The organism is Caldimonas manganoxidans ATCC BAA-369 (genome assembly GCF_000381125.1).
GTDB classification, from domain to species: Bacteria; Pseudomonadota; Gammaproteobacteria; order Burkholderiales; family Burkholderiaceae_C; genus Caldimonas; species Caldimonas manganoxidans.
The window spans coordinates 1-26,391 of record NZ_KB905943.1; the positions used below are offsets into that span (position 1 = coordinate 1).

At 65.1% G+C, this 26,391-nt stretch carries 24 protein-coding genes; 10 read left to right on the plus strand and 14 right to left on the minus strand.

Going from position 1 to position 26,391, the window contains the following annotated elements:
- Positions 1 to 363: 363 nt before the first annotated feature.
- From tolA to ribBA, 10 genes are all read right to left on the minus strand, one after another.
- Positions 364 to 1,248, minus strand: coding sequence for a cell envelope integrity protein TolA (tolA, locus tag F615_RS0109480; RefSeq protein ID WP_019560943.1), 885 nt, complete (start codon positions 1,246 to 1,248; stop codon positions 364 to 366).
- Between the two features lie 23 nt (positions 1,249 to 1,271).
- Positions 1,272 to 1,700, minus strand: a complete 429-nt coding sequence (locus tag F615_RS0109485) for a biopolymer transporter ExbD (protein WP_019560944.1) — start codon at positions 1,698 to 1,700, stop codon at positions 1,272 to 1,274.
- 13 nt (positions 1,701 to 1,713) lie between these two features.
- Positions 1,714 to 2,430 (minus strand): protein TolQ, encoded by a 717-nt coding sequence (gene tolQ / locus F615_RS0109490; protein ID WP_019560945.1) that lies wholly within the window; start codon positions 2,428 to 2,430, stop codon positions 1,714 to 1,716.
- Entirely contained in the window at positions 2,427 to 2,849 is a 423-nt protein-coding gene (ybgC, locus tag F615_RS0109495) for a tol-pal system-associated acyl-CoA thioesterase (RefSeq protein ID WP_019560946.1), read from the minus strand. Before ybgC ends, tolQ begins: the two co-directional genes overlap by 4 nt.
- A 65-nt stretch (positions 2,850 to 2,914) precedes the next feature.
- Positions 2,915 to 3,313, minus strand: coding sequence for a TssQ family T6SS-associated lipoprotein (locus tag F615_RS0109500; RefSeq protein ID WP_019560947.1), 399 nt, complete (start codon positions 3,311 to 3,313; stop codon positions 2,915 to 2,917).
- 82 nt (positions 3,314 to 3,395) lie between these two features.
- Positions 3,396 to 5,090 carry a serine/threonine-protein kinase gene (locus F615_RS20650; protein WP_019560948.1) on the minus strand — a complete coding sequence of 565 codons (1,695 nt, stop codon included), beginning with the start codon at positions 5,088 to 5,090 and terminating at the stop codon, positions 3,396 to 3,398.
- Positions 5,091 to 5,210: 120 nt separating this feature from the next.
- Positions 5,211 to 6,377, minus strand: coding sequence for a pyridoxal phosphate-dependent aminotransferase (locus F615_RS0109510; RefSeq protein WP_019560949.1), 1,167 nt, complete (start codon positions 6,375 to 6,377; stop codon positions 5,211 to 5,213).
- A 12-nt stretch (positions 6,378 to 6,389) separates the two neighbouring features.
- Complete coding sequence (nusB, locus tag F615_RS0109515; protein ID WP_019560950.1) at positions 6,390 to 6,866, minus strand: transcription antitermination factor NusB; 477 nt, start codon at positions 6,864 to 6,866, stop codon at positions 6,390 to 6,392.
- Positions 6,863 to 7,327 carry a 6,7-dimethyl-8-ribityllumazine synthase gene (ribH, locus tag F615_RS0109520; RefSeq protein WP_019560951.1) on the minus strand — a complete coding sequence of 155 codons (465 nt, stop codon included), beginning with the start codon at positions 7,325 to 7,327 and terminating at the stop codon, positions 6,863 to 6,865. The genes nusB and ribH overlap by 4 nt, the downstream gene beginning before the upstream one ends.
- A gap of 27 nt (positions 7,328 to 7,354) precedes the next feature.
- A complete protein-coding gene (gene ribBA / locus F615_RS0109525) occupies positions 7,355 to 8,458 on the minus strand; it encodes a bifunctional 3,4-dihydroxy-2-butanone-4-phosphate synthase/GTP cyclohydrolase II (RefSeq protein WP_019560952.1) in 1,104 nt (367 codons plus the stop codon).
- 275 nt (positions 8,459 to 8,733) lie between these two features.
- On the opposite strand from ribBA, the gene F615_RS0109530 reads away from it, so the two are divergent.
- The 9 genes from F615_RS0109530 to F615_RS0109570 all read left to right on the plus strand — a co-directional run bounded on the left by F615_RS0109530 (position 8,734) and on the right by F615_RS0109570 (position 18,604).
- Positions 8,734 to 10,038: an ABC transporter substrate-binding protein gene (locus tag F615_RS0109530; RefSeq protein WP_019560953.1), complete on the plus strand. Its 1,305-nt coding sequence runs from the start codon at positions 8,734 to 8,736 to the stop codon at positions 10,036 to 10,038.
- Positions 10,039 to 10,180: 142 nt separating this feature from the next.
- Complete coding sequence (locus F615_RS0109535) at positions 10,181 to 11,041, plus strand: carbohydrate ABC transporter permease (protein WP_026330191.1); 861 nt, start codon at positions 10,181 to 10,183, stop codon at positions 11,039 to 11,041.
- A 7-nt stretch (positions 11,042 to 11,048) separates the two neighbouring features.
- Positions 11,049 to 11,885, plus strand: coding sequence for a carbohydrate ABC transporter permease (locus F615_RS0109540; protein ID WP_019560955.1), 837 nt, complete (start codon positions 11,049 to 11,051; stop codon positions 11,883 to 11,885).
- A gap of 20 nt (positions 11,886 to 11,905) precedes the next feature.
- Entirely contained in the window at positions 11,906 to 12,970 is a 1,065-nt protein-coding gene (locus F615_RS0109545; protein WP_019560956.1) for an ABC transporter ATP-binding protein, read from the plus strand.
- Complete coding sequence (locus tag F615_RS0109550) at positions 12,967 to 13,707, plus strand: SDR family oxidoreductase (RefSeq protein ID WP_019560957.1); 741 nt, start codon at positions 12,967 to 12,969, stop codon at positions 13,705 to 13,707. The genes F615_RS0109545 and F615_RS0109550 overlap by 4 nt, the downstream gene beginning before the upstream one ends.
- Before the next feature lie 34 nt (positions 13,708 to 13,741).
- A complete protein-coding gene (dalD, locus tag F615_RS0109555) occupies positions 13,742 to 15,151 on the plus strand; it encodes a D-arabinitol 4-dehydrogenase (RefSeq protein ID WP_019560958.1) in 1,410 nt (469 codons plus the stop codon).
- 21 nt (positions 15,152 to 15,172) lie between these two features.
- Entirely contained in the window at positions 15,173 to 16,099 is a 927-nt protein-coding gene (locus F615_RS0109560) for an AraC family transcriptional regulator (RefSeq protein WP_019560959.1), read from the plus strand.
- A 38-nt stretch (positions 16,100 to 16,137) separates the two neighbouring features.
- On the plus strand, positions 16,138 to 17,625 hold the full coding sequence (gene xylB, locus F615_RS0109565; protein ID WP_019560960.1) for a xylulokinase: 1,488 nt from the start codon (positions 16,138 to 16,140) through the stop codon (positions 17,623 to 17,625).
- A 34-nt stretch (positions 17,626 to 17,659) separates the two neighbouring features.
- Positions 17,660 to 18,604: a PfkB family carbohydrate kinase gene (locus F615_RS0109570; RefSeq protein WP_026330193.1), complete on the plus strand. Its 945-nt coding sequence runs from the start codon at positions 17,660 to 17,662 to the stop codon at positions 18,602 to 18,604.
- Positions 18,605 to 18,641: 37 nt separating this feature from the next.
- On the opposite strand, the gene F615_RS0109575 is transcribed toward F615_RS0109570, so the two are convergent.
- Both F615_RS0109575 and ribD read right to left on the minus strand, forming a co-directional pair.
- Positions 18,642 to 19,259, minus strand: a complete 618-nt coding sequence (locus tag F615_RS0109575; protein WP_026330194.1) for a riboflavin synthase — start codon at positions 19,257 to 19,259, stop codon at positions 18,642 to 18,644.
- Positions 19,260 to 19,315: 56 nt separating this feature from the next.
- Entirely contained in the window at positions 19,316 to 20,398 is a 1,083-nt protein-coding gene (gene ribD, locus F615_RS0109580) for a bifunctional diaminohydroxyphosphoribosylaminopyrimidine deaminase/5-amino-6-(5-phosphoribosylamino)uracil reductase RibD (RefSeq protein WP_019560963.1), read from the minus strand.
- A 226-nt stretch (positions 20,399 to 20,624) separates the two neighbouring features.
- Between ribD and F615_RS0109585 the strand changes: the two genes are divergently transcribed.
- The gene (locus F615_RS0109585; RefSeq protein ID WP_026330195.1) at positions 20,625 to 21,179 is read left to right on the plus strand and encodes a GspH/FimT family pseudopilin; all 555 of its coding nucleotides are present in this window, start codon (positions 20,625 to 20,627) and stop codon (positions 21,177 to 21,179) included.
- Here the strand turns inward: F615_RS0109585 and F615_RS0109590 are convergent.
- Together F615_RS0109590 and F615_RS18140 are read right to left on the minus strand one after the other, a co-directional pair.
- Positions 21,110 to 21,589: a type IV pilin protein gene (locus F615_RS0109590; RefSeq protein ID WP_375060592.1), complete on the minus strand. Its 480-nt coding sequence runs from the start codon at positions 21,587 to 21,589 to the stop codon at positions 21,110 to 21,112. The genes F615_RS0109585 and F615_RS0109590 overlap by 70 nt on opposite strands.
- Positions 21,590 to 21,595: 6 nt before the next feature.
- Entirely contained in the window at positions 21,596 to 26,380 is a 4,785-nt protein-coding gene (locus tag F615_RS18140; protein ID WP_019560966.1) for a pilus assembly protein, read from the minus strand.
- Positions 26,381 to 26,391: the final 11 nt, after the last annotated feature.

A 26,391-nucleotide genomic window follows, 5' to 3' on the forward strand; every position in this document is an offset into this window, starting at 1 on the left:
CTTGCACGCGGTATTCGTAGGGCTCGTTGAGCGCCTCCCAGCCCACGAAGCTCTCCAGCAGCATCCCGCCCAGGCGCGGCCCTCGCACGCGGTGCAGCCGGCCCGCCTCGGCGCACCAGCCCATCCAGCCCGCCGCCAGCGCCGCCATCTCCTTCGGCTCGGACATGCAACTCCTCCCTGTCTCGTCCTCGGCCTTGTGGCCCTTGACCCTCTTGTCCTTGGGCCTTCCAAAACGGCCGCCGGATGCTAGCAAGCCCCACCCCTGCAAAACCAGCAGGTTTTGGAAACAGGGTGTGACAGGCGCGCGCCCAACCGCGCGAGGCCACGCCGCTGACGACTGGCGCATGCCCCCTGAATGGGGGGTCAGTCTTTGGGTCGGAAGGTGATGAGGATGGGGGAGGGCACGCGGCCGTTGTCGTCGCGTGGCAGGGTTTGGGTGCGTTCGATGGCGCGCAGCACGGCTTGGTCCCATTCGGGGTGCCCGCTGGACTGAACCAGCCGGGCGCCGAGGATGGTGCCGTCGGGGGCGGCGCGCACTTCGACTTCGGCCGCCGGGTTGGTCGTCAGCGTGTCCACGAAGATGATGTTGGGCTTGATGCGAGCACGTAGCCGTCCGGCGTAGCCGGCGGAAGGAGTCCCGGCCGCGCTGCCTTGGGCGGCACCAGTGGCCTGTGTGCCGCTGCCGGCCTGACTGATGATGCGCTGCATTTGCGCTTCTCGCAGCTCGGCCAGCCGTTTTTCTTCGGCTTGACGCCGCTTTTCGGCTTCGGCTTTGCGTTGTTGCTCAAGTCTTTGCTTTTCGGCTTGTTCGCGTTGGAGTCGTTCGGCTTCTTCCCGTTTTTTGCGTTCGGCCTCGCGCCGTTGGGCTTCCTCGCGCTTTTTGCGCTCGGCGGCTTCTTGCAGCTCACGCTGGCGCTGCTGCTCGGCCTGCTTGCGTTGTTTCTCGATGGCCAGCTCGGCTTGGCGCGGTGGTGCCGGTGGCGGTGGCGCCGGGGCCGGCTGGGGCGCGGGTGCCGGGGGGGCCGGGGGCGCAGGGGCAGGGGTCGGCGCTGGCGGTGGCGCGGCGGCCTGGGGTAGCGCGGCCCACAGTTCGGCTTCCACGGCTTCGGGTGCGCTGGACTTCCAGTTGACGCCCAGCGCCAAGGCCCCTATGAGCGCCGCGTGCATGCCCAGTGCGATGGCCAGGCCGCGGCCGCGGGCATCGGGCGAGGGGGGGAGCAGGTCGTCGCGTTCGCTGGGCAGCGTCATGAATGGAAGGCTCAGGTGGTACTTCAGCTGCCTTGCTGGCGCACGAGCAGGCCCACGCGCTCGAATCCGCCAGCACGCAGTCGGGACATCACGTTGACGACCGCTTCGTAGCGTACGTTGCGATCGGCCGAGATCACGATGGGGACGTTGTCGAGGCCTTGGACGGCAGCGTGCACGTCTCGTTCGAGTTGGGACAAGGTGGTGCGACCGCGTTCTTTGCCGTCCACGCGCAGCCGCAGTTTCTCGTCGGTGCCGACCACGACTTCGACGACGCGTTGTGGTGCCGCGGCTGCGCGGCCCACGCTGGGCAGATCCACCACGGCCGTGGTGATCAGCGGGGCGCTGACCATGAAGATGATCAGCAGCACCAACATCACGTCGATGAAGGGCACCATGTTCATCTCGCTGATGGTGCGGCGACGAGTGCCGGAGCGGGAGACAACGGCTGGCATGGGGGCCTCCTGCTCAGTGCGCCGGCGTGCCTGCGGCAGGCTGCCCTGCCGCGCTGTGGCTGAGGTTGCGCTGCAAGATGTTGGAGAACTCCTCGATGAAGGTCTCCATGCGGATGGCCACTTGGTCGATCTGGCGTGCGAAGCGGTTGTAGGCCATCACCGCGGGGATCGCCGCGAACAGGCCGATGGCCGTGGCCACCAGGGCTTCGGCGATACCGGGGGCCACCGTGGCCAGCGTGACTTGTTGCAAGTTGGCCAGGCCGGTGAAGGCGTGCATGATGCCCCACACCGTGCCAAACAGGCCGATGTATGGCGCCACCGAGCCGACCGTGGCCAGAAAGGACAAGTGGTGTTCGATGGCGTCCATCTCGCGCTGAAAGCTCGCCCGCATGGCGCGCCGGGCGCCGTCGAGCAGGGCGCCGGCATCGGCCACGCGGCGCTCGCGCAGTTTCAGGAATTCGCGCATGCCTGAGGCGAAGATGCGCTCCATCGGCCCGCCTTGTCGGGGGTTGTCGCTGGCCAGGTTGTACAGATCGTGGAGGTTGCGCCCCGACCAGAATTCGCGCTCGAATTCGTCATTGAGGCTGCGTACGCGACTGAGGCCGAAGAACTTCCCGAAGATCACGGTCCAACTGGCCAGAGAGAGGAACATGAGCAGCAGCATCACCAGCTGCACGATGAGACTGGCTTGCGCGATGAGCTGGATGATCGACAGATCCTGATGGGTCATGCAAGTTCCTGAAGCAGTTCTTTGGGGATGCGGTGCGGGCGTAGGGTCTGCGCATCGACACACCCGATTCTGATCTCGCCTTCGGCCAGCACGGTGCCATCTCGTAACGCTTGCTGCTGGATGACCATGGAGGCGGCTTTGGCCGCGGTCACGGCCACGGTCACTTCAAGCAGGTCGTCCAAACGGGCGGGTTGAAGATAGCGCACGGACGTGTGACTGACCACGAACATCACGCCTTGTTCCCGTCGCAGTTGTTCCTGCGAATACCCTTTCGCACGCAGCCATTCGGTGCGAGCGCGCTCGAAGAACTTGAGGTAATTGGCGTAGAAGACCACGCCGCCGGCGTCGGTGTCTTCCCAGTACACGCGCACCGGGTGGCGATGGACGATGCAGACGGGGGTGGGGATGGACGCTGACATGGGCCACGGAGGCGGCCCGGCGATGAGCCGGGTCGGCAAAAGCCCACATTATCGCCGTGCAGGGCTCAGGGAGACTGGCGGCTCTTGAGGAAGACGGGCCCCCAGAGGGGATGGCCGGCTTCGGATTTGGTCAGATCGAAGTCCGGGTCGGCGGCCCGCGCGGCGCGGAAGGCGGCTTCACATTGAGCCTGCCGCTGGCTGGTGCAATAGATGAAGGCCAGGTACTTGTGCGCGGCGGCTTGGTCTTTGGGAGCAGCCAAGCCGGCCTGCAGAGCCTGTTTGAGCCGGCGCTCGGCCTCGGCATATTGGGCGTCGTCGTAGGCCTTCAAGCCGGCCAGCAGGGCCCCCTCGGCGGGCCGGGCGGCCAGCTCGGTGACACCAACCACCGTGGGGGCGGCTGGCCACTGGGCGCAACCGGCCAGGGCGGCCAAGGCCAGTATCGAGCTCGTCAGCGCTTTGATCATGTCAGTTCCCCACGGCCGCCCGAAAGAACTGACCACCCCCTCGGGGGGAAGCGAGCGAAGCGAGTCAGGGGGGCGTTTCATCTTAGGGGTCAGGAGCGGATTCGAACTTGTGCCGCAACACCACAGGTTGGTCGGGCTTGACGGTCACCGTCACCCGGTGCGGCGGAAATGCATCGTTGCGAATGGTGATGGTGTGTCGCCCTTCGGTCAAGCTCAAGCGGGTCAGTGGCGGGGCGATGCCGGCTGGAGCCCCGTTGACTTCGACCTGCCCCCAGGGGCTGATGGCCAGCACCACTTCGCCGGTGGCCAAGGGGGCTGTGGGCGCGGCGGCGGGCGTGGCGTTGGGGCGGCTCCCGCGCACCGAGGGGGACGTCGAGGCGCTGGCACGCTCGCGGGCGGGGGTCGGACGGGCCGGGGCGGTGGCCGGTGCCGCAGGCGTCTGGGTGGCGGGCGCCGCTTCTGCTTCCGCGCGGGCGGCCGTGTCGGCGCCAGGGGCAGAGGCCGAGGGTTCGTTCACGTCGGGCAGCGCGGCATTGGTGAGCGCGTCGGGCCGTGCAGCGGGCACAGCCACCAGGGCCGGTGCGGCTGCAGGCGCCGCGTTGTGCGGCTCTTCGGTCCATGAGGCCAGTCCCAGCCACAGGGCGCCGCCGGCCAGCACACCGGCCGATACGGCCAGTGCCAGCGCGCGCCAGCGCGGGCCACGATGCGGGCTGGACGGCGTCTCGTCATGCTCGTCGGCATCGACCTGCTCTTGCAGCCAGTGCCGCAGTTCGCGTGACAGGGCCCGTGCCGAGCGATAGCGTTGCTCGGGGTCTTTGGCCATGGCCCGCGCGACGATCTGGGACAGCGCTGGCGGCACGCTGGGGTTGACTTCGTGTGCCGCCGGAGGTTGGTGATGCAACACCGCTTCGGCGATTTCGGACAGGGTGGCCCCTTGGAAAGGACGAGCGCCCGTCAGCAGTTCGTACAGCACCACCCCGAGCGAGTACACATCACAGCGCCGGTCCACCGGGGCATGGCGTACTTGCTCGGGGGCCATGTAGTACGGCGAGCCAGCGGTGAAGTCGTCTTCGGGGCCGCCATCCTGCTGGCTGGCCACGCGGGCGATGCCGAAGTCCAGCACCTTCGGCTGGGTGCGGCCGGTCATGAAGATGTTGGCCGGCTTCACATCGCGGTGGATGATGCCTTTGGCATGGGCGTAGGCCAGGGCATCGGCGGCACGGCGCACGATCAGCGCGGCTTCGACCGGCCGCGGCCGCCAGCCTTCCTTGAGGAGCTGGCGCAGGTCCTTGCCTTTGAGCAGCTCCATGGCAATGTATGCGCCTTGCGGGCTGGTGCCGGCATCGAAGACGGTGACGATGTGCGGATGGTTGAGGCTGGCCACCGCGCGGGCTTCGTTCAGGAACAGACGATGGAAACGCTCACGGGCTTCGGCCGACAGTTCCAAGCTCAGGGTTTTGATGGCCACCAGGCGCGACAGCAGCGGGTCCTGCGCGGCATAGACGGTGCCAAGCCCGCCTTCACCCAGACGGTACTTCAGGGCATAGCGCCCGATGTGTCCGATCGTGGGCAGTTCGTCGGGGGGGACGGAGGCCGGGTCCACGCGCGTGGAGCCGCAGCTGCCGGCGCGCTCGCCTTGCTCGCCGAACAAGGAGCCGTGTGCGGAGTCGAGCTGCTGGGTGGAGTCGAAGGCCGGCGACGCGTCACGCCCATCGCTCGGGCGACGCGAGCGGGCCTGATGCGGGCTCAGTGCGAAGATGGTCTTCTGGAAATCCACGTGTGCAGCTTAGACCAAGCGCTTGGCACCCTGTGGGCGCGCAGTGTGAGAAATGTCCGCCAAAAGTGCTTCTGCGGGTAAGGAGTGTGTCCCAGGCTAACAGTGATGGGACGCATGCGTTCACAAGCAGCGTTGCAGTCGGGCCACGGCTTCTTCGAGCTGGGCCCTGGCCGTGGCGTAAGACAGGCGCAGATAGCGCGCCGTGTCGGCATGGCCAAAGTCCCGCCCCGGGGTGATGGCCAGATGGGCGCGGCGCATCAGCTCGAAGCTGAAGTCCCAGCTGTCAGGCGCATGGGCCGAGCAGTCGGCCCAGGCATAAAAGGCGCCGTCGGGCATCACCGGCACGGTCAGCCCCAAACGGTTCAGCGCCGGCACGAGAAAGTCACGCCGAGCACGGAACTCGGCACGGCGGCGTTCATACTCGGCCAGACTGTCGGGCTCGAAACAGGCCAGTGCCGCATGCTGGGCCACGGTGGACGGGCAGATGTAGAGGTTTTGCGCCAGCTTCTCGACCACGGCCACCATGGGCTCGGGCACCACCATCCAGCCCAGGCGCCAGCCGGTCATGCTGAAGTACTTGGAGAAGCTGTTGATCGTGACCACGTCGTCCCCGTGGGCCAGCGCGCTCACGCCGAAGGCCTCGTCATAGCTCAAGCCGAGGTAGATTTCGTCCACGATCGTCACGCCGCCACGACGGCGCACTGCAGCGACGATGCGACGCATCTCGTCGGGGGCGATCGAGGTCCCCGTGGGATTGGACGGCGAGGCCAACAGCACCCCACGTGTGCGCTCGTTCCAGGCCGCCTCGACGGCCTCAGCGCTGAGTTGGTAGCGCTGCTGGGGCCCGCTGGGCAGCATCACCGCGCGCCCCTCTGCGGCCGAGACGAAATGTCGGTTGCAGGGGTAGCTCGGGTCGGGCATCAGGATCTCGTCGCCGGGCTCGACCAGCGCCAAGCAGGCCAGCTGCAAGGCGCCGGAGGCTCCGGCCGTCAGCACGATGCGTCGCGCCGGCACGGTCAGACCGAAGCGCTGTGCATACCAGTGGCTGATGCGTTCGCGCAAGGGCATCAGGCCCAGGGCATCGGTGTACTGGGTGCGGCCATCGCGCAGGCAACGCTCGGCCGCCTCGCGCACCAAGGGCGGGGCGGTGAAGTCGGGCTCGCCGATGTTGAGGTAGATCATCGGCTGGTGCCGGCAGGCCGGGCTGCGCGCCAGCTCGGCGGCCGCTTTGGCGCACTCCATCACGTAAAACGGTGCGATGCGATCGGTGCGTGCGGCAAATCTCATGCGTGGCAGACCTCAGCCGCGCGAGGCCCGAGCGGCTTGCACTTCGGCGGGGCGCAGCTCGGCTGCAGCCTTGTCGAGCACGCCATTGACATATTTGTGTCCGTCGGTGCCCCCATAGCTCTTGGCCAGTTCGACCGCTTCGTTGATGACCACCTTGTAGGGGATGTCCACGCAGTGGCGCAGCTCGTAGCAGCCGATCAGCAACACGGCGTGTTCCACTGGTGACAGCTCGCTGGTCTTGCGGTCCACATGGCGAGCCAGCACGGCGTCCAGGCTGGCAGCCTCCTGGATGCAGCCATGCAGCAAGGCATCGAAATGGGCCGTGTCGCACTTGGCAAAGCCATCCTGCTCGCGCGCATGCGCGTCGATCAGGCCGACATCGCTGCCCGACAGCAGCCATTCATACAGGCCCTGAAGGGCGAACTCGCGCGATCGGCGACGTGCCGATTTGGCCGGGGCGCGTCGGGGCTTGGCAGAGCTTGCGGTCACGAGAGATCTTCCAGCAAATTGGCCATCTCGACGGCCACGCGGGCGGCGTCACGCCCCTTTTCTTCGGCGCGTGCCCAGGCCTGGGCCTCGTTGTCCACGGTGAGAATGGCATTGGCCACGGGCAGTTGATAGTCCAGGGAGACGCGCGTCACACCCGCGCCGCTTTCGTTGGCCACCAATTCGAAATGGTAGGTTTCGCCCCGGATGATGCAACCCAGAGCGATCAGGGCGTCAAAGCGTTCGCTGTCGGCCAGGGCTTGCAGCGCCACGGGCACTTCCAGGGCGCCGGGCACGGTCACGTGCTCGATGTGTTTGTCGGCCACACCCAAAGCGGCCAGCTCGGCACGGCAGGCTTGCGCCAGGGCGTTGGTGATGGCCTCATTGAAACGCGCCTGCACGATGCCGATGCGCAGATCCTTGCCGTCCAGACGCGCTGCGCGACCCTTGTCAGCACCTTGCATGCGTGTGCCTTTCTCGTTCGAGATCGTTCACTGTTCCGGGCCGATGAAGGCCGTCACTTCCAAGCCATAGCCCACCATGCTGGGCATGCGCCGCGGGCTGCCCAGCAGCTTCATCTTGGTCACTTGCAAGTCGCGCAGGATTTGTGCGCCCACGCCATAGGTGCGCAAGTCCATCTGCGCAGGCGGTCGCGGCGCCAGGGCGGGCTCGCTGGGCAGCAGGCGGCGCAACAGATCTTCCGGGCCGTCGCTGCTGCAATTGAGCAACACGGCCACCGCGCGTTCTTCCTGCTGCAGTCGTGCCAAGGCGCGGCCCAAGGGCCAGGAATGCGTGCATTCGCTGGTGTCGAGCAGGTCCAGCACCGACAGCGGTTCGTGCACACGCACCACCACCTCTTCGTGCGGCAGCCAGCGCCCCTTCACCAAGGCCAGATGCACGCCTCCGGAGCGATCGCGGTAGATGGTGCAGTCGAACGGGCCGTGTGGGGTGTTCAGCGCACGTTGTCCAAGCCGCTCGATCAAGGATTCATTGCGGCTGCGGTACTCGATCAAATCGGCGATGGTCCCGATCTTCAGACCATGCGTCTGCGCGAAAACCTCGAGGTCGGGCAGCCGGGCCATGCTGCCGTCGTCGTTCATGATCTCGCAGATCACCGCAGCCGGGGTGAGGCCGGCCATGCCGGCCAGATCACAGCCGGCTTCGGTGTGACCCGCACGCATGAGCACCCCGCCGTCTTGGGCCTGCAAGGGAAAGATGTGCCCGGGTTGCACCAGGTCGGAGGGTTTGGCGTCGCGGGCCACGGCCACCTGAATGGTGCGGGCCCGGTCGGCCGCCGAGATGCCCGTGGTCACGCCCGTGGCCGCTTCGATCGAGACGGTGAACGCGGTGCCATGCTTGGTGCCGTTGCGCGCAGCCATGGGCGGCAATTGCAAGCGCTCGCAACGCTCGCGCGTGAGCGTCAAGCAGATCAAACCCCGCCCGTACTTGGCCATGAAATTGATGGCCTCGGGGGTCACATGGTCGGCCGCCAGCACCAGGTCGCCTTCGTTTTCGCGGTCTTCCTCATCGACGAGGATGACCATGCGGCCGGCGGCCAGCTCGGCGATGAGCTCGGGAATCGGAGAAATGGGCATAAGCGCAGCATTGTAGAGGCTCGCGCAGTCCTCAGTGCCGGGGCCGGAGGCCGCCGGTAAACGCCTGGGGCTGGGATGCCGTGGCCTCGGGGCGCAGGGTTTCTAAACTTATTGTCAGTCTACTGGGGTAAATCCCGAGTATATGGCGCAATAAAGTATAGAAAAGCGGGAAGGGCGTACCAGTGTGACCAATGGGTGTCAGGACAATGCGGCGGCACGGCCGCAGGGCCGGATTGCATGCATCACCGATGCGAGAACCCATGAAGGAGACTGGTATGAGATCGAAGCTGACCGCGGCGTTGGCGGTGTGGATGGTGGCCGGCTGGGCCCAGGCCAACACCGAGCTGGTGATTGCCACCGTCAACAACGGCCACATGATCGAAATGCAAAAGTTGTCCAAGCATTTCGAGCAAGCCCATCCCGACATCCGACTCAAATGGGTGACGCTGGAAGAAGGCGTGCTGCGCCAGCGCGTCACCACCGACATTGCCACCAAGGGCGGCCAGTTCGACATCATGACCATCGGCATGTACGAGGCGCCGATCTGGGGCAAGAAGGGATGGCTGCACGAGCTCAAGACCGACGCGGCCTACGACGTGGACGACTTGCTGCCGGCCATCCGCAGTGCCTTGACGGTCGATGGCAAGCTCTATGCCGCACCGTTCTATGGCGAGTCGTCCATGTTGATGTATCGCAAGGACCTGGCCGACAAGGCTGGGGTGCAGCTGCCCGAGCGCCCCACCTGGCCGCAGGTCGCCGAGCTGGCCAAGAAGATCCACGACCCGGCCAACGGGGTGTATGGCATTTGCCTGCGCGGCAAGCCCGGTTGGGGCGACAACATGGCGTTCTTGAGCACCTTGGTCAATACCTTCGGCGGCCAGTGGTTCGACATGCAATGGAAGCCGCAGATCGACACCAAGCCCTGGAAGGAGGCGATCACCTTCTATGTCGATTTGCTGAAGAACTACGGCCCGCCGGGCTCCAGCGCCAACAGCTTCAACGAGATCCTGGCGCTGACCAACGAGGGCAAGTGTGGCATGTGGGTCGATGCCACCATCGCGGCATCTTTCGTGAGCGACCCCAAGCAATCCAAAGTGGCTGACAAGATGGCCTTTGCGCAGGCGCCCATCATGCACACGCCCAAGGGCGCGAATTGGTTGTGGTCTTGGAATCTCGCCATTCCGGCAGGCTCGAAGAAGGCCGACGCAGCGCAGAAATTCATCACCTGGGCGACCAGCAAGGACTACATCCAGCTCGTGGCCAAAACCAATGGCTGGGCCAATGTGCCCACGGGCACGCGCAAGAGCACCTATGCCCACCCCGAGTTCCAGAAGGCGGCTCGCTTTGCGGCGGCCGAGCTCAAGGCCATCGAGACGGCCAACCCCAAAGACAGCACCTTGCCCAAGAGCCCTTATGTGGGGGTGCAGTTCGCCGCCATTCCGGAATTTCAGGCCATTGGCATTGCCGTCGGTCAGCAAATGAGCGCGGCCTTGGCCGGACGCACCTCGGTGGAGGCGGCGCTCAAAGCCTCGCAGACGGTGGCCGACCGCGAAATGCGCAAAGCCGGCTATTACAAGTGAAGGGGTGAAGCTGCGCGATCCGTGGCGGCGCAGCGGCTGCTACGGATCGCCCCGAGAGACGCCTCGGCTTGCCTACGGATGCCGCCGTGTGGCGGTGGCATCGGCCCGGATGTCGTGTTTGCGCTGACGTCAGATCTTGCCCATGAACCGCCTTTTGCGCCGAATGCTGCTGGCCCCTGCGGTCACGACCTTGCTGCTATGGATGATCGTGCCGCTGGGCATGACCATCTACTTCAGCCTCATTCGCTACAACCTGCTGCAGCCGGACGTGCGCGGCTTCGTCGGGCTGGAGAACTTCGAGTTCTTCTTCACCGATCCGTCGTTCGGCCCAGCGGTGTGGAATACCGTGGTCTTGCTGGGCAGTGTGATCGTCATCACCGTGGGCTTGGGCATCGCGTTGGCCTTGCTCATCGATGAACCGTTTCCCGGCCGTGGCATCGTGCGGCTGCAGCTGATCGCGCCGTTTTTCGTCATGCCCACGGTCAATGCGCTGCTGTGGAAGCACATGATGATGAACCCGGTCTACGGCGTGCTGGCGCAGGTGTGGCAGTTCTTCGGTGCGCAGCCGGTGGACTGGCTGACCGATCACCCCTTGCTGTCGGTGATCATCATGGTCTCGTGGCAATGGCTGCCTTTTGCCACGCTGATCTTCATGACGGCGCTGCAAAGCATGAACCGCGAGCAGATCGAGGCGGCCCGCATGGACGGCGCCAACTATCTGCAACAGCTGCGCTACTTGTATTTGCCCCATTTGGCCCGTTCGGTGGCCGTGGTGGTGATGATCGAGCTGATCTTTTTGCTGTCGATCTTCGCGGAGATCTACACCACCACGGGCGGTGGGCCGGGCGATGCCAGCACCAATGTGGCGTTTTTGATCTTCAAGCAGGCCTTGCTGAACTTCGATGCGGGCGTGGCCTCGGCCGGGGCCTTGTTTGCGGTGCTGCTGGCCAACATCGCGGCGATCTTCATGATCCGCCTGGTGGGCAAGAGCCTGGACCGATGAGGTGACCATGCAACGAGCATTGCATCACGCATTTCCTTGGGGCCGCTGGGTGCGCGCGGTCCTGGCTTGGTCGGTGGCCTTGCTGCTGTTCTTCCCTTTGGGCTGGCTTGTGCTGACGGCCTTCAAGACCGAGTTGCAAGCCATCGCCGTGCCGCCTTTGTTGGTGTTCGAGCCGACGCTGGAGAACTTTCACGAGGTGCAGGCGCGCAGCAACTACCTGCTGTATGCGAAGAACTCCGTGCTCACCAGTGTGGTGTCGACCGTCATCGGTTTGATCATCGCCACGCCGGCGGCCTATGCCATGGCGTTCTTCAAGCGCAAGCGCGACAAAGACCTGTTGATGTGGATGCTGTCCACCAAGATGATGCCGGCCGTGGGCGCCTTGGTGCCGATCTACGTGCTGGCGCAAAAGGCCCAGTTGTTGGATAGCACGCTGGCGCTGATCATCGTCTTCACGGCCTCCAACCTGCCCATCATGGTGTGGATGCTGTATTCGCATTTCAAAGACATCCCGCATGAAATCCTGGAAGCCGCCCGCATGGATGGCGCCAATCTGTGGCAGGAATTCCGACTCGTGTTGCTGCCGCTGGGCTTGGGAGGCTTGGCTTCCACAGGCTTGCTGTGCCTGGTGCTGAGCTGGAATGAAGCCTTCTGGTCGCTCAACCTCACCTCGGCCAAGGGCGGCACCTTGGCCACGCTGATCGCCAGCTATTCCAGCCCGGAAGGGCTGTTCTGGGCCAAGTTGTCGGCCGCCTCCTTGTTGGCCATTGCACCGATCGTGGTCTTTGGCTGGTTCAGCCAGAAGCAGCTGGTGCAGGGCTTGACCTTCGGCGCCGTGAAGTAACCCATTTGGTGAGAGTTCCCATGGCCTATTTGCAACTGCAAGGCATCGAAAAGTATTTCGGCAGCCACCGCGCGATCCAGGGCATCGACCTGTCCATCGAGCAAGGGGAGTTCGTCGTCTTCGTCGGCCCGTCGGGCTGCGGCAAATCCACCTTGTTGCGCTTGATTGCCGGGCTGGAGACCATCGACGGCGGCGCGCTGTGGCTGGACGGGCGCGAGATCACCCACTTGAGCGCCAGCAAACGCGACTTGGCCATGGTGTTCCAAAGCTATGCGTTGTACCCGCACATGAGCGTGTACGAGAACATGAGCTTTGCCTTGAAGCTGGCCAAAGTGCCGGCGCAGCAGATCCGCGGCAAGGTCGAGCGTGCCGCGCAGATCTTGAATCTGCAGCCGTACTTGCATCGCACGCCCAAGGAGTTGTCTGGTGGGCAGCGCCAGCGGGTGGCCATTGGACGGGCCATCGTGCGTGCGCCCAAGGTGTTTCTGTTCGACGAGCCGCTGTCCAACCTGGATGCGGCCTTGCGCGGCCAGACCCGGGTGGAGATTGCCAAGCTGCATCGTGAACTGGGCGCCACCACGATCTACGTGACTCACGACCAGGTCGAAGCCATGACCCTGGCCGATCGTGTGGTGGTGCTGCGCGAGGGCCGCATCGAGCAAGTGGGCAGCCCCCTGGAGCTGTACGACCGGCCGGTCAATCAGTTCGTCGCGCAGTTCATCGGCACGCCGCAGATGAACGTGACGCCCCTGCAGCGCCTGCCGTCGGCCTTGCGCGGCCGTGCTCCCCAGGCCGCGGCCGGCGGCAGCATCGGCCTGCGCCCGGAAAGCGTGCACCTGAAGCGTGCCGGCGAGGGTGCACTGACCGCGCAGGTCGAGCTGGTCGAGGCCCTGGGGGCCGAGACGCTGATCTACGTGAGCACTCCCGAGGGGTGCCAGCTCGTGGCCCGCAGCACGCAACGCAGTGGGCTGCGCGCTGGCGACACGGTGGGCGTGGACATCGCGGTAGAGCAAGCTCATTGGTTCGATGCGCAGGGACGGGTGGTCGCCCATCCGTCGGTGTCGCCGACGGAGGCGCTGGCATGACGGCGGGGGCAAGTTCAGCGCTGCAGGGGCGGGTGGCGGCCGTCACCGGCGCGGCCAGCGGCATTGGGCGGGCTTGCGCCGAGGCGCTGGTCGGCGCCGGCGCCTCGGTGGTTTTGATCGATCGGCAGGCCCAAGCCTTGCAGGCGGTCTGTGAAGCCCTGGGGCCGGCGGCCCATCCCGTGGTGCTGGACTTGCTCGATGCTGCGCAATGCGCGCGTTTGGTGCCCGAGGTGCTGCGTGTGGCCGGACGGCTGGACATCCTGCATGCCAACGCCGGAGTGTATCTCGGCGGCGAGCTGGTGGACGCCTCGCACGAGGCGATCGATCGTCTGGTGCAGCTCAATGTCGGTGTCGTGATGAAAAACGTGCGCGACGCCGTGGCGCACATGCGCTTGCACGGCGGCGGCGACATCGTCGTGACCAGCTCCTTGGCTGCGCATTTCCCCACGCCCTGGGAGCCGGTGTATGCGGCTTCCAAATGGGCCATCGATTGCTTCGTGCAAACGACGCGGCGGCAGGTCTTCCGGCATGGCATCCGGGTGGGGGCGCTCTCGCCTGGGCCGGTGGTCACCGGCCTGCTGGCTGATTGGCCTGCCGACAAGCTCGCCCAAGCCCGGGCCGAGGGCAGTTTGATCGAGCCGCAGGACGTGGCGCAGGCCTTGCTGTTCATGCTGAGCCGACCACGTGGTCTCACCGTGCGCGACATCATCCTGATGCCTTCGGCATTTGACCTTTGAACCGACTGCTTCGTTCCATCGACTGCACTGCACCATGAACCGCATCCTTCATCTGGGCCTTGGCTCGTTCCACCGCGCGCATCAAGCCGTGTATTTGCAGCGCCTGCACGACCTGGGCGATCCCTCGTGGACTTTGGCTGCAGGCAATCTGCGAGCGGACATGATCGAGACGATCGAGGCTTTGCGCCGCCAGGGCGGAACGTACACCTTGGAAACCATTTCGCCAGCGGGAGAGCACCGCTACGAGCGCATCCATGTGCTCAGCGAGGTGGTGCCGTACACGCCCGATTTGCGCCGCCTGATCGAACTGGCCAGCGATGCGGCGACCCGCATCATCTCGTTCACCGTCACCGAAGCGGGCTATTACCTCAATGACCGACACCAGCTCGACTGGGACACCCATGCCGAGTTGCGCGACGATCTGCAACGGGCCCGCAACGGCCAGCCTGGGCAGACGATCTACGGCGCCTTGGTGGCCTTGTTGCGCGCACGGCGCCGTGCTGGCGGTGCGGCACTGACGCTGTTGAATTGCGACAACCTGCGCCACAACGGCGACCGCTTCCGTGCCGGCTTGCTGCAATTCATCGAGGCTGTGGGGGATGCGGCCTTGCACGATTGGGTGAGCCGGTGCACCAGCAGTCCCAATGCCATGGTGGACCGCATCACGCCCCGGCCCACGCCCGAAGTGCGCCAACGCGTGCGACAGGCCTTGGGGGTGGATGATGCAGCCGCGTTGATGGCCGAGAGCTTCATTCAATGGGTGATCGAAGACCGCTTCATCGCCGGCCGTCCGGCCTGGGAGCGCGTTGGCGTGGAGCTGGTCGACTCGGTCGACGCTTACGAGGAAGCCAAGATCCGCCTGCTCAATGCGACGCATTCCTGCATCGCTTGGGCTGGCACCTTGGTGGGCTATCAATACATCCATGAAGGCACGCAAGATCCGCGCATCCGGGCCATGGCCCATGCGTACGTCACCGATGATGTGATTCCGGTGCTGCACAGGCCGGACAAGCCCTGCCCGATCGATCTGCAGCGCTACCGGGACGTGGTGCTGGAGCGCTTCGGCAATCCGGCCATTCGGGACACCAACCAGCGCGTGGCCATGGATGGTTTCAGCAAGATCCCGGGTTTCATTGCGCCGACGGTGGTCGAGCGCTTGGCTCGCGACGAAGGCATCGACAGCGTGGCCATGCTGCCCGCGCTGTTTTTGGCGTTCTTGCAGCGTTGGCATCGAGGGGAGTTGCCATACACCTATCAAGATCAGGCCATGGACGAGGCTGTCGCACGGGCGATCTGCACCGCAGACGATCCGGTGCGCGCCCTGTGCGGCTGCACTCAGCTGTGGGGTGCCTTGGCCGGCGATGCGCGCTTGGAGGCGGCCGTGCGGCGCGCTTTCGGGCGTGTGCAGGACTTCGTCGCACAATACGGCGAACCGACTCACTGACGCGTCCCGGAGGGCCCACTCATGAGCGTGCGCACCCGGCCCTTGCCCCGCCAGACCAAGCCCGAATTGGAGTGGGAGTATTCCCGCTCGCCGGAGCTGGGCTACGAAGCCTCGCAAGACATCGGCATGATCCGTTGCCTGGCGCATGGCTTTCCCACGCCTTTGGCGCGCTGGCATTACCACGATGAGTACGAGCTGCATGTCATCGTCGCCACCAGCGGCAAAGCCTTCGTGGGGGACTGGATCGGTCAGTTTCAGCCCGGCCATGTGGTGCTCACGGGCCCTCGCTTGCCGCACAACTGGATCTCGACCGACTTGCCCGAAGGCGGGGTGGCCCTACGTGATTTGGTGATTCAGTTTCCCCACGAGCCTTTGGCCCAGGCGGCCCAGCACATCCCCGAACTGGCCGATGTCATGCCCATGCTGGAACGCTCCAGACACGGCATCGAGTTTTTCGGCATGGGCGAGCGAGCGCAGCACCTGTGGCACGAGGTCAAGCAGCATCAAGGCTTGCGCCGCCTGGCGGCGTTTTGCGCCTTTCTGGCCGAGTTGGCCGCCTGCACCGACTACCGGCTGCTGTCGAGCGTGCAACTGCAGGGCGACGACGATGAAGCGTCGCTGGACAAGATCGAAGTCGTGGTCAACCGCGTCATGCAGCGCATGAGCGAGCCGCTGTCGGCCGCCGCGCTGGCCGCAGAGTTCGGCATGAGCGAGAGCCGCTTCAGCCGCTTCTTTCGCAAAGCCACGGGCAACACCTTCACCGAGTTCGTCAACCGCATTCGTATCAACCGCGCCTGTCAGCTGCTAATGGAAACCGATCAGCGCATCACCGACATTTGTTTCGAGGTCGGATTCAACAACGTGGCCAACTTCAACCGCCGCTTTCAACAGATCAAAGGCGTCACGCCCTCGGCCTTCCGGCGTGAAGCGGCCGGGCGCTTCCGTTGATCGGCCATCGTCAGGGCAAGGCACAAAGGCACGAAGACATGTATTTGGGATTGGATCTGGGCACTTCCGAGCTGAAGGCGGTGTTGCTGGATGAACGACACGCCATCGTCGGTGTGGCGCATGCTCCGTTGCTTTTGGAGCACCCGCGGCCGCTGTGGGCCGAGCAGCACCCGCAGCAGTGGTGGCAGGCCCTGGAGCAGGTGATGGATCGCTTGCACAGCGAGCATCCTCAGGCGCTTGCACGGCTGCAGGCCGTGGGCTTGGCCGGGCAGATGCATGGGGCGGTGACGCTGGATGCGCGCGGCGAGGTGATTCGGCCAGCGATTTTGTGGAACGATGGACGCAGTGCGGACGAATGCGTCGAGTTGATGCGACGGGTGCCGTCGCTGCCCGCCTTGACCGGCAACCTGGCGATGCCGGGCTTCACGGCGCCGAAGTTGTTGTGGATGCAGCGCCACGAGCCTGCGCAGTTCGACCGTGTGGCCCACGTGCTGTTGCCCAAGGACTGGTTGCGTTGGAAGCTCTGCGGGCAAAGGGTCAGCGACATGTCCGATGCGTCCGGCACCTTGTGGCTGGATACCGCGCGGCGGGATTGGTGCGATGCCTTGCTGGCAGCCACCGGCCTGAGCCGCGCGCACATGCCGGCTTTGGTCGAAGGCAGTCAGATCTCGGCCACGGTGTTGCCGGCGTGGTGCGACCGCTGGGGCTTGCCGCGCGGCGTGCGCGTGGCCGGTGGGGCGGGGGACAATGCGGCCAGCGCCGTCGGCATGGGGGTGGTGCGTGCCGGGCAAGGCTTCGTCTCTTTGGGATCCTCGGGTGTGGTGTTTTTGTGCACGGCGGGCTTTGCGCCCCGCCCCGAGCGGGCCGTGCATGCGTTCTGCCATGCCTTGCCGCGGCAATGGCATCAAATGGCGGTCATGCTCAGCGCAGCCAGTGCCTTGACTTGGGCCGCGCGCGTGCTGGGCTACGCCAGCGAGGCCGAGGCCTTGCGCGAGGCCGCAGCCTTGGAGCCGGCGCGGGCGCAGCGCGCTCCGTTGTTCCTGCCGTATTTGAATGGCGAGCGCTCGCCGCACAACGATCCCCATGCGCAAGGTGTGTGGTTTGGCCTGACGGCCTCCCACACGCGCGCCGACCTGATCTACGCGGTGGCCGAGGGTGTGGCCTTCGGCCTGCGCGATGGGTGGCTGACGCTGGATCGGCCCGAAGCGGACGCGCCGGCGTGCCTGTCGCTGGTCGGTGGGGGCTCGCGCAGTCTCTGGTGGGCCCAACTGTTGGCCGACGTGCTCGGTGTGGAGCTGCAGCTCCATGAAGGCGGTCATACCGGGGCGGCCTTGGGGGCGGCCCGTCTGGCCTGGCTGAGTGTGGGCGCCTCGGTGTCGGACGTGTGCCAAACGCCGCCCGTGCGCCAAGTGGTGCGGCCTGACAGCATCCGCAGCGCCGATGTGATGGAGCGGCATGCGCGCTTCGTTCAGCTGTATGCCCAGGTGCGTGCGCAATGGGCCGCTCAGGCCCCTGCCAAAACCTGAGCGCGCAGCTTCATCTTTCGCGATCGACGACCTCATGGACTCACGAACTCCTCTCGCCCCCCCGTCCCCAGCGCCTGCTCTGTGCGTGCTGGGGGAAGCCTTGATCGACTGCGTCGAGCAATCCGACGGCAGCCTCGTGCCGCTGCAAGGTGGCAGCCCGTTCAACTTGGCGCGCGCCGCGGCTCGCGCTGGGGCGCGGGTGGGTTACTTGCCCCCGTTTTCGTCCGACCGCTTTGGCCAGCGGCTGCGCCAGACCGCCGAGCAAGACGGCGTGCAGGTGTGTTCCCCGGACAGTGCCTGCCCCACGTCCTTGGCCATGGTCACGGTGCAAGACGGTCAGCCGAGCTACAGCTTTTACCGCGAGGGCGTGGCCGATCGGGATTGGCAGCCCGATGCGCTGATCGAGCGCTTGCGAGCCGGGCCCGCCGGGGTGTTGCACACCGGCTCCTTGGCCATCATGCCGCCGGACGATGGGCGCGTGCTCGAGGTGGTGCAGGCCGCCCGCGCGTTGGGCTGGACCATCAGTCTGGACATCAACCTGCGCCCCCGTGTGGCCCGTGATCTGGAGGCGTATCGCGCATCCGTGTGGACCTTGATCCGCGCGGCCGATTGGGTCAAGGCCAGCGAGGAAGACTGGACCCTGCTCACCGGCGGTGTGTTGTCGCCCGACCGACCCGAGCCAGCCTTGCAGGCCCTGCAAGAGCTCGGGGTGCGCCACGTGGCCTTGACCTTCGGCGCCCAAGGCGCTTGCTTGCAGGTGGATGCCGCGCGCGCCCAGGCCGCAGCCCCGACGGTGGACGTGGTGGACACCGTGGGGGCGGGCGATACCTTCTGGGGCTGGTGTTTGGCGGCGTGGATGCGCCACGGCCCGGCGGCGGCTGGGCAGGTGCACACCACCTTGCAGCACGCGCTGCGCGCCGCGGCCATCAATTGCTCGCGGCGGGGCTGTCAGCCCCCATGGGCTCATGAGCTGGGTTGAGTCGATTCAGCCTCGGGCGGCAGGGTTGGGCCTGTCGTCATCTTGAAGACAGCATGCGCTCGACATAACGCGCGATCAGGTCGATCTCGAGGTTGACCCGATCGCCGGGCGCCAGCCGTCCGAGCGTCGTGTGCTCGACCGTGTGCGGGATCAGATTGATGCTGATTTCGGTGCCGTCGGGCCGGTCGTCCACGCGGTTGACCGTCAGGCTGACGCCATGGACCGTGATCGAGCCCTTGTACGCCAAGAAACGGGCCAACTCGCGCGGGGCGAGCACGCGCAGCTCCCAAGACTCACCCACTCGCGCCAGGTGCGTGACCGTGCCCAGGCCGTCCACATGGCCGCTGACCAGATGCCCGCCGAGACGGTCCTGCGCGCGCAGCGCCTTCTCCAGATTGACCCAGCCCGGGGCATCCAGCCCCGCGGTCTTGGACAGGCTCTCGGCCGAAATGTCGATCGTGAAACAGGCGGCCTTGGGGTCGAAGCTGGTGACGGTCATGCACGCGCCATTGAGCGCGATGCTGTCGCCCAGCTGCACATCGTCCAGATAGCCTGCGGGCGCTTCGATCAACAGGCGCTTGCCATGGGCGGCGCTGTCGCCCAGCGGCGTGACCTCGAGAATGCGGCCGATGCCGCTGATGATGCCGGTGAACATGGGCTGCATTGTCGCAGGCTGGCGGCCGCTGTGTCGCGGCAGGGCGTCAGGCACGGTCAGAAGCGCTCGCGCCCCGGGGGCCGGGCACGCAGGCGCAAGTCCGGGCCAATGCGTTCCACGTCGAGAAAGGTCAGCGCCACGGCCTCGTCCAGCGAGGCCAGCGGGCCAAAGCGCATCATCTCCCGCCCTAGGCCAATCAGTCGGGGCGCCAGATAGACCAGGTATTCGTCCACCAGATCTTCGCGCACGAACGAGCCGTTGAGCTTGTGCCCGGCCTCGACGTGCAGCTCGTTGATGCCGCGGCGCGCCAGATCGGCCAGCATCGCGCCCAAGTCCACCTTGCCGTGGGGCGCGGCGAACCGAACACACCGGGCGCCGGCCGCTTCCAGGGCGGTGCGCCGCGGTGGGGCGTCGTCGGCATGGTAGATCAGCACCTCGCCAGGTGGCGCCAAGAGGCGGGCAGTCGGCGGGGTTTCCAGCCGCGAGTCCACGATCACCCGCAGCGGTTGGCGGGGCGTGTCCACCGCGCGCACATCCAAGCGAGGATCGTCTTCCAGCACCGTGCCGATGCCGGTGAGCACCGCGCCGGCACGGGCGCGCCAGGCGTGGCCATCGGCCCGGGCCGAGGGACCCGTGATCCACTGGCTGCGGCCATCGTCCAGCGCGGTGCGGCCATCCAGCGAGGCCGCCACTTTCAGACGCACCCATGGGCGGCCACGCAGCATGCGGGAGAAAAAGCCGATGTTCAGCTCGCGTGCCTCCTCGGCCATCAGCCCCAGATCCACTTGCACGCCGGCGGCACGCAGCCGCTCGATGCCTCGACCGGCCACCAGGGGATTGGGGTCTTGGACGGCCACCACCACGCGAGCCACGCCTTCGCGAATCAACGCATCGGCGCACGGCGGGGTGCGGCCATGGTGGGAGCAGGGTTCCAGCGTCACATAGACCGTGGCGCCCCGCGCCGACAGCCCGCGCGCGCGCAGCAAGGCCAGGGCCTGGGCCTCGGCATGGGCTTGGCCGGTGGCCTGTGTGTGGGCGGCCACCCGCTGGCCGTCGGGCAGCACGATGACACAGCCCACTGCGGGGTTGGGCGGGCACACCCGCAGCGCCTGCGCCGCCTGGGCCAGGGCCTCGCGCATGTGCTGCGCATCGACGGGATCACCTGTCTGAGGGAGAGAACTCACCGAAGCATCCACATAGACTCCCGACCGAGCTTCATGCACCGCTGGCAGCGCCCACGACAAGGCGCCCCATCGGGACGACCGGCACAGACCGGAAGGTTTGCCATTTCCTCAGGGGGAAAAAATGAAAGCTTATCCGAGACCGCGCCGTGTGGGGCGGGGAGGGTCGGTGATCGAGACGCTGATGGCGATCGCCATCTTGGCGATCCTGGCGTCGATCGGCTATCCGGCGGCACGCGACTGGGTGCATTTCACCCGGACGAGAACGATCAGCGCCCAGCTGTCCTCGCATCTTGCGTTGGCCCGGGCCTCGGCCATCGCAAGAGGCCAGCCCGTGGCGATCTCACCGCAGTCGATGCACTGGGAATCGGGATGGCGTGTCCACCTCGATCCCAACGCCAACGGACAGTGGGACGAAGGCGAGGCAGTGCTCGCGCTTCATGAGGGGGATCGCCGCGTGCGCATCCAGGCCCAAGGGGCTGCCCAGCGCTATGTGCTGTTCGATCCGAGCGGTCGGCCCATCCAGCACAACGGGGCGTTCCTCGCCTCCGCCTTCCTCGTGTGCACGCCGTCGACCGATCGGCTCACCGCCCTGGTCATGAATGCTGCAGGGCGCGTGCGTGCCGAGCCTCGCTGGGGGCCCTGTCCTGTTCCCCGTGTCAGCGGTGTTCAACGGTCCCAGCAATCGGCAGCGGTGCGCGATGCGTCTCCCCCGGTCTTCGTTTTTTGGCCCAGTTGATTGATGCCCAGCGTCCCACAGGGATCGCCGTTCATCGATCCGGTCGGTGTGGCCTGAATCAGGAAGCTCGTGGCCGTGGGGCTGCCGGCTGAAAAAGCGATGGTGTAGCGCGCCGTGCCGCTACGGGGGGATTGCGAAAACGGCAGGGTCACCGATGCGCCCGAACTGGTCGTGGCGTAGCTGTTGCTTTCGGTGAAGTTGCGCTCCATGAACTGAGCGGCCTCCAGCAGCAAAGCCTTGGCGTCCGCACGGTGCCCGCGGCGGACCTGCTCGATATAACTTGGGTAGGCCACCGCGGCAAGGATTGCGACCACCACGACCACGATCATCACCTCGATCAGCGTGAAGCCGCGAACGATCCCGACGGGACCGGTCTTTCGGTGAGCGTGCAAAGACCGTTTCATGTTCATGTTGCCTTACCTGGAGATGAGCTGGCGCCACGAGCCGCGCGGCGGGCGGTCGCCACCCTTTTCCGTCGTGACTTGGATGCCTTCATTGGTGCCGGTGGTGTCGCTGCCGGACTGGAGCTTGAACTCTAGAGCGCCCGCGGAGATCACTCTTGGAGTGCTCGTGATGCCCACCGAACTGCGCATCCCGCTGACAGGATTTCCACCCGAGTAGTCGTCGGCGTTGAAAACCCCGTCGCCATTGACGTCTAGCACCGTTTCATTGATGCGCTGACCGGTGACGGCCGACAACTCCATCAACCAGCTGGTGCCGCCAAAGCTGCATGACGATGTCGACGGAATCAGGGTGTTGAAGATTACACGGCCGAAACGCAACAGCGGTGGATCTACAACCCTCTCGCCCTGAGCGGTCGGCGGAGTCGTGGGTTGGATCAAATCGAGGAACCATCCGCGCTGAGTCGACCAGTTCACGTTGTTCGCGCTGACTGTGCGAACCTCGCGACCTGCCACTGTGGTTTCCGACAACAGGGTTTGCTGCTGCAGGATCGAAGAACGAGTGGCGGTGGTGTATGTGATTTCGTTAGATGGCCCGGTGTCAGGTCGATCCCAGATGCCGTAGAAGCTCTGTACGGTCAGGTCGGTCGGATCGCCCTCCGCCACATAGCGTCCAGTGCCGAAATACACCATGAACCCTCCGTTAGGGTGCCGTCCGACTTCCAAAGGTGCGGTGATCGGCTGACGTTGATCGCTGGCGTTGCGTGCGCTGAACAACGGGCGATCGCGCGAGCCACTGCGGTTGGCCACGCGCCAGTTCGACGGGTTGCTGTTGGACAGATCGAACTTCCACACGTTGCCGTAAAGGTCACCAGCGTAGACCGTGTCGATGATGCGGTCTCCGTCGGTGTCCACCAAGGCGGGCGTCGACAACCCGTTGTTGGCTCCGTTGTAGGCTGTGCTTCCCGCATCGATGCCGAGTCGGGCGATCTGGTTGCCCGAGGCGAGATCGACCACGTACAGGAAGGCCCCCGACGTCGTGCACTGGTAGCTGCCCGATGTCTTGGGATAGCCATTGCCGAAGATGGCAGCCCACGTTCCATTGGGCAAGCGAGCGATCTGAGGTTGGCTGAACGTGTAGCACAGCTCCGAATCCGTGAACTCCCACATCACATTGCTGGCGGTGACGGCCGTGGGGTTGGTGACATTGATCGCGAAAATCGACCGGCCGCCCGCGCCCAGACCGCTCACCAAATAGGAGCCCCAAGCGCCGTTGATGTAGGCCTCGCCCACATAAGGCGATCCGTCCACGAAGAAGAGGTGTCGGTCGTTGTAGTCAGGGTCGGTGAGTTCCCACAGCTTCGGGTAAACCGCCCTGGGGACGTAAGCGAAGACCTCCCGTCCGCCGTTCGGGCCGTTCTCGGCGTTGAAGGCATGCAACATGCCGTCATTGGCGCCGACGTAGACCATGGGCGTGCGGTTGGCGTTGGCGGTGACGAAGGCGTAGTAGCTCGACCCCTCCGAGCCAGGCAGGCGTTCATAGCCGAAATACTGCTGCTGCACGAAGAACGGATCGGAGTTGATGATGTCGCCGAGCACCTGATCACGGTCGCGGAAGATCCCAGTGGTGCTTCTGGACCGCTCCAGGCTGCGGTCGCCGCGCAGGAAATTGAGTCGATCCTGACCTCGCGTATCGACCACATTCCCGGGACCGGTGTTGAGGTGTCCCTGTTGCGCCGAGGACAAATTGGACCAGGCAAAGCTGACGCCCGTGGTGCCGTTGTGCGTGAGGATGTTGCGTTGGTCGGCTGCTGGCAGCTGCTGCGCTGCGTCCCAGAGCTGGTTGCCCACGCGACCATTGGGCAGTAGCTGCAGGGCCCGCAGGCTGCCGCTCCAACGCGTGCTGTCGAAGCGGGCCTGGAAGATGGCCGTGTCCGTGTTCAGCTGCGTGGAATTCGCAGCAATCGCGGCCGCCGAGGAGCGGCGCCGACCGATCTGCTCGAAGGCTCGCGCCAGCCCCTCCACCAAGCGCACCGGATCATTGGCGAAAACGAAGTTGTCCGGGTTGCCGTCGCCGTCGCCATCCCATTCGCTCTGCAGGTCTGGGACGTTGTTGTCATTGGTGTCGCGGAAGCCACCGTACTTTGCTGCATACCACAGCGGGTCTTTGAGCGAGCCCGCAGCGTTGCCGGTGATGGTGTAAGTCACCGAGGTGGGGGGATTGTCCACGGTGCAGTTGCGGCATCCGCCAGAGGCATTGATGAAGCCGGTGCTGCCATTGGCCACCGTGTTGGTGTCTTCACGGATGACCGTCACGTTGCGCGGATCGGTGTAGTCGAAGTTGTAGATGCCGGAGTGGAAGTGGGGGCCGTCATTGTTCGTGCCGGAGATGATGTAGCCGAAGCCCTGGCCATTGGCCGTCGAGGCGGAGACGGCCTTGGTGGTGACCTTCACGGAATTGCCGCTGACCCGGTACTCGATGATGCCCCACATGTCCTGGTCGTAGTCACCCCCGAAGGCGCTGTCTTCCCAGTTGACGTAGAACTTGCCGTAGGTCGGGGTCTGTTCCACGATCTTGAAATCGACGAGCGTCCCACCCCCAAACGGACCACTGCCGTTAGAGGATCGGTCCAAGCGATAAGCCGGGAGAATGGTCACTCGGTTGCCGTTGGCGTTGAGCTCGATGCGGGGCACATTGGTGGCCAGGGCCACGCCATAGGTCTCGACCTTGAGCGCGTTGGGGAAGTCGGTGCCACTGACGCCCGTTGGAAGTTGTTTGATGCGGTTGGTGCGTGCGAAATGCGCCAGACCTGACATCAGGTACGACCCCTCAAGGGTCGGCGCCTCAGGGCACAGCCCCAGGGCTTCTCCGAATGATGACAAGGTCTTGGCCGAGCAGAGATTGTCGCCGGTGGAGCCCACTCGGCCGACAAACCAGCTGCCGCCATTGATGTTTTCGTACCCGCCAACCGCATCGGTCAGTTGTGAGGCACTCGAGGTCGATTGGATCGGGGCGAGGCCGCTGACCTGATCGGCGTCGTAGCTCGACACACTGGCGTTGAAGTTGAGCACACTGAGTGGCGAGCAATAGTTGTCGTCGTTCAGCGGCGGCGTCCAGGTTGCGACGGTCAAGCCCAGCGCAGCGTCCTTGCTGTTGCTTTGAGAGTATGTGAAGGCTGCGGTGGGCTGTGTAGTCGTCGAGGACGCCAAGTAGCGCAAAGACTCCAAGTAAATCTCTGCCATGGGATTACCCCACGAGGAGCAATTGCCCTGGTTGACTTCTGGATCGGACGCGCCACTTACACGAATGGCCGTGCGTTGGTATGTGCAGCCGTCAGTTGACCCATAGCTGTCGTCGTTTTGGTAGCTGTACCCGTAAATCCGCAAGGCATTGAGGTTGCGAACAATGCCGTTGGTGGGCCTTCCCGTGGCATCGGTCTTGAAGCTCCCGTCGCGCACGGCATCGGTGCTGCGATGATTGACACCTGAGCCGAAATCGGAGACCGGCTGACGCAAGACCCCCCCAGAGACGTTTTTCTGGAACGACCCAGTCATCAAGCCGAACAGAATCTGACCATCGTCGCCGTACTCTTGTAGCAAGCCGGTGGGTTTGTAGTTGCCGGCCGGGTAACGTTTGCAGGTCTCGTTGCCCAAGAGCAAGCTGTTACAGACTTCGACCCGGGCAATGTAAGCGCCACGTGCAGTGCCTGTTCCCAGGCCATGAACTTCTCGCAAGGGGTTTTCGGCGCTCGCCAGGATGCCCGACAGGGCAGCACGGTTTCCGTTGCTGCGGAAGCCGCCAGCAAAACCGCTTTGGAGATTGCTTCTCTCCTCAGCCCACAGGCACTGCTGTTTCTCGTTGGCGCCCCACAAAGTGAAGTTTCCGCGGGCCACACGAATCAGTGGGGGGTTGGTGTTGGTATGCGAGAGGCGGTTGGCACTGTTCGAGTCGCCACGCCCGATCGTCGTGTTACAAAAGGTGATGCCCGTGGAACTGAGGTTGATGACCCGCCAGTTGCTGGCACTGCCCGTCGCCCCCGGAGCAATTCCCGTGCTTTCGACCGTCAGGGTCATTGTGGTCCCGCTCTTCGCAGAGACACCGCCGATCATCCAGCGCGAACTGTTGGAAACATCCTCAAGACGGATCTGGTCACCCACTTCGTAGTTCACCGAGGTGACCACGGTCTTGTTCCCCGCAGTGAAACTCACCGAGCTGGTCGACGTGGAGGTGGCCGGGTCGTTCAAGACCGAGGAGAACGGCGTCAGCCGAGCGATATCGTCGCCGTTGTAATACTTGGCGTACGAGTGGGCATCGGTCGGCAGGTAGGCTCGCTCGAGCACTGTCAGTGAAGAGGTGTCGGTGCTTCGCATGCCGCCGTAGAGGATTTTGCGCACGATGTCCATGCGCGTCATCGACACCCAATTGAGAAAGTTGCCGCTCCACTGGCCGCTCGCCCCCCCGACGTTGCAGTATTTGTCCGTCGACACCGCTGCCGGCACGAACCGTTGATGGGACGTGTTGTAGGTGTAGCACTTGAAGGGGTCGAAATAGCCGTAATAGTTGAAGCTGTGCTTGTAAGTGGTGTCCGGGGTGCCGTCTCCGTCCAGGTCGGTGTAGTCGTTGTAGGCCTTGTAGGAGAGCTGATGGTCTTTGGACAGGTTGAGCATGACCATCGGGGGGGTATCTCCCGTCAAGAACAGCGGCCGGTCCGAGATGGGCAGGGCGCTGGCGCCAGCTGCGCTCGTCAGCAGCAGTACGGACAGGGTGTGGCGGAAGGCCAGGGCAGCGCGCAATTTCATGTCGAGGTCCC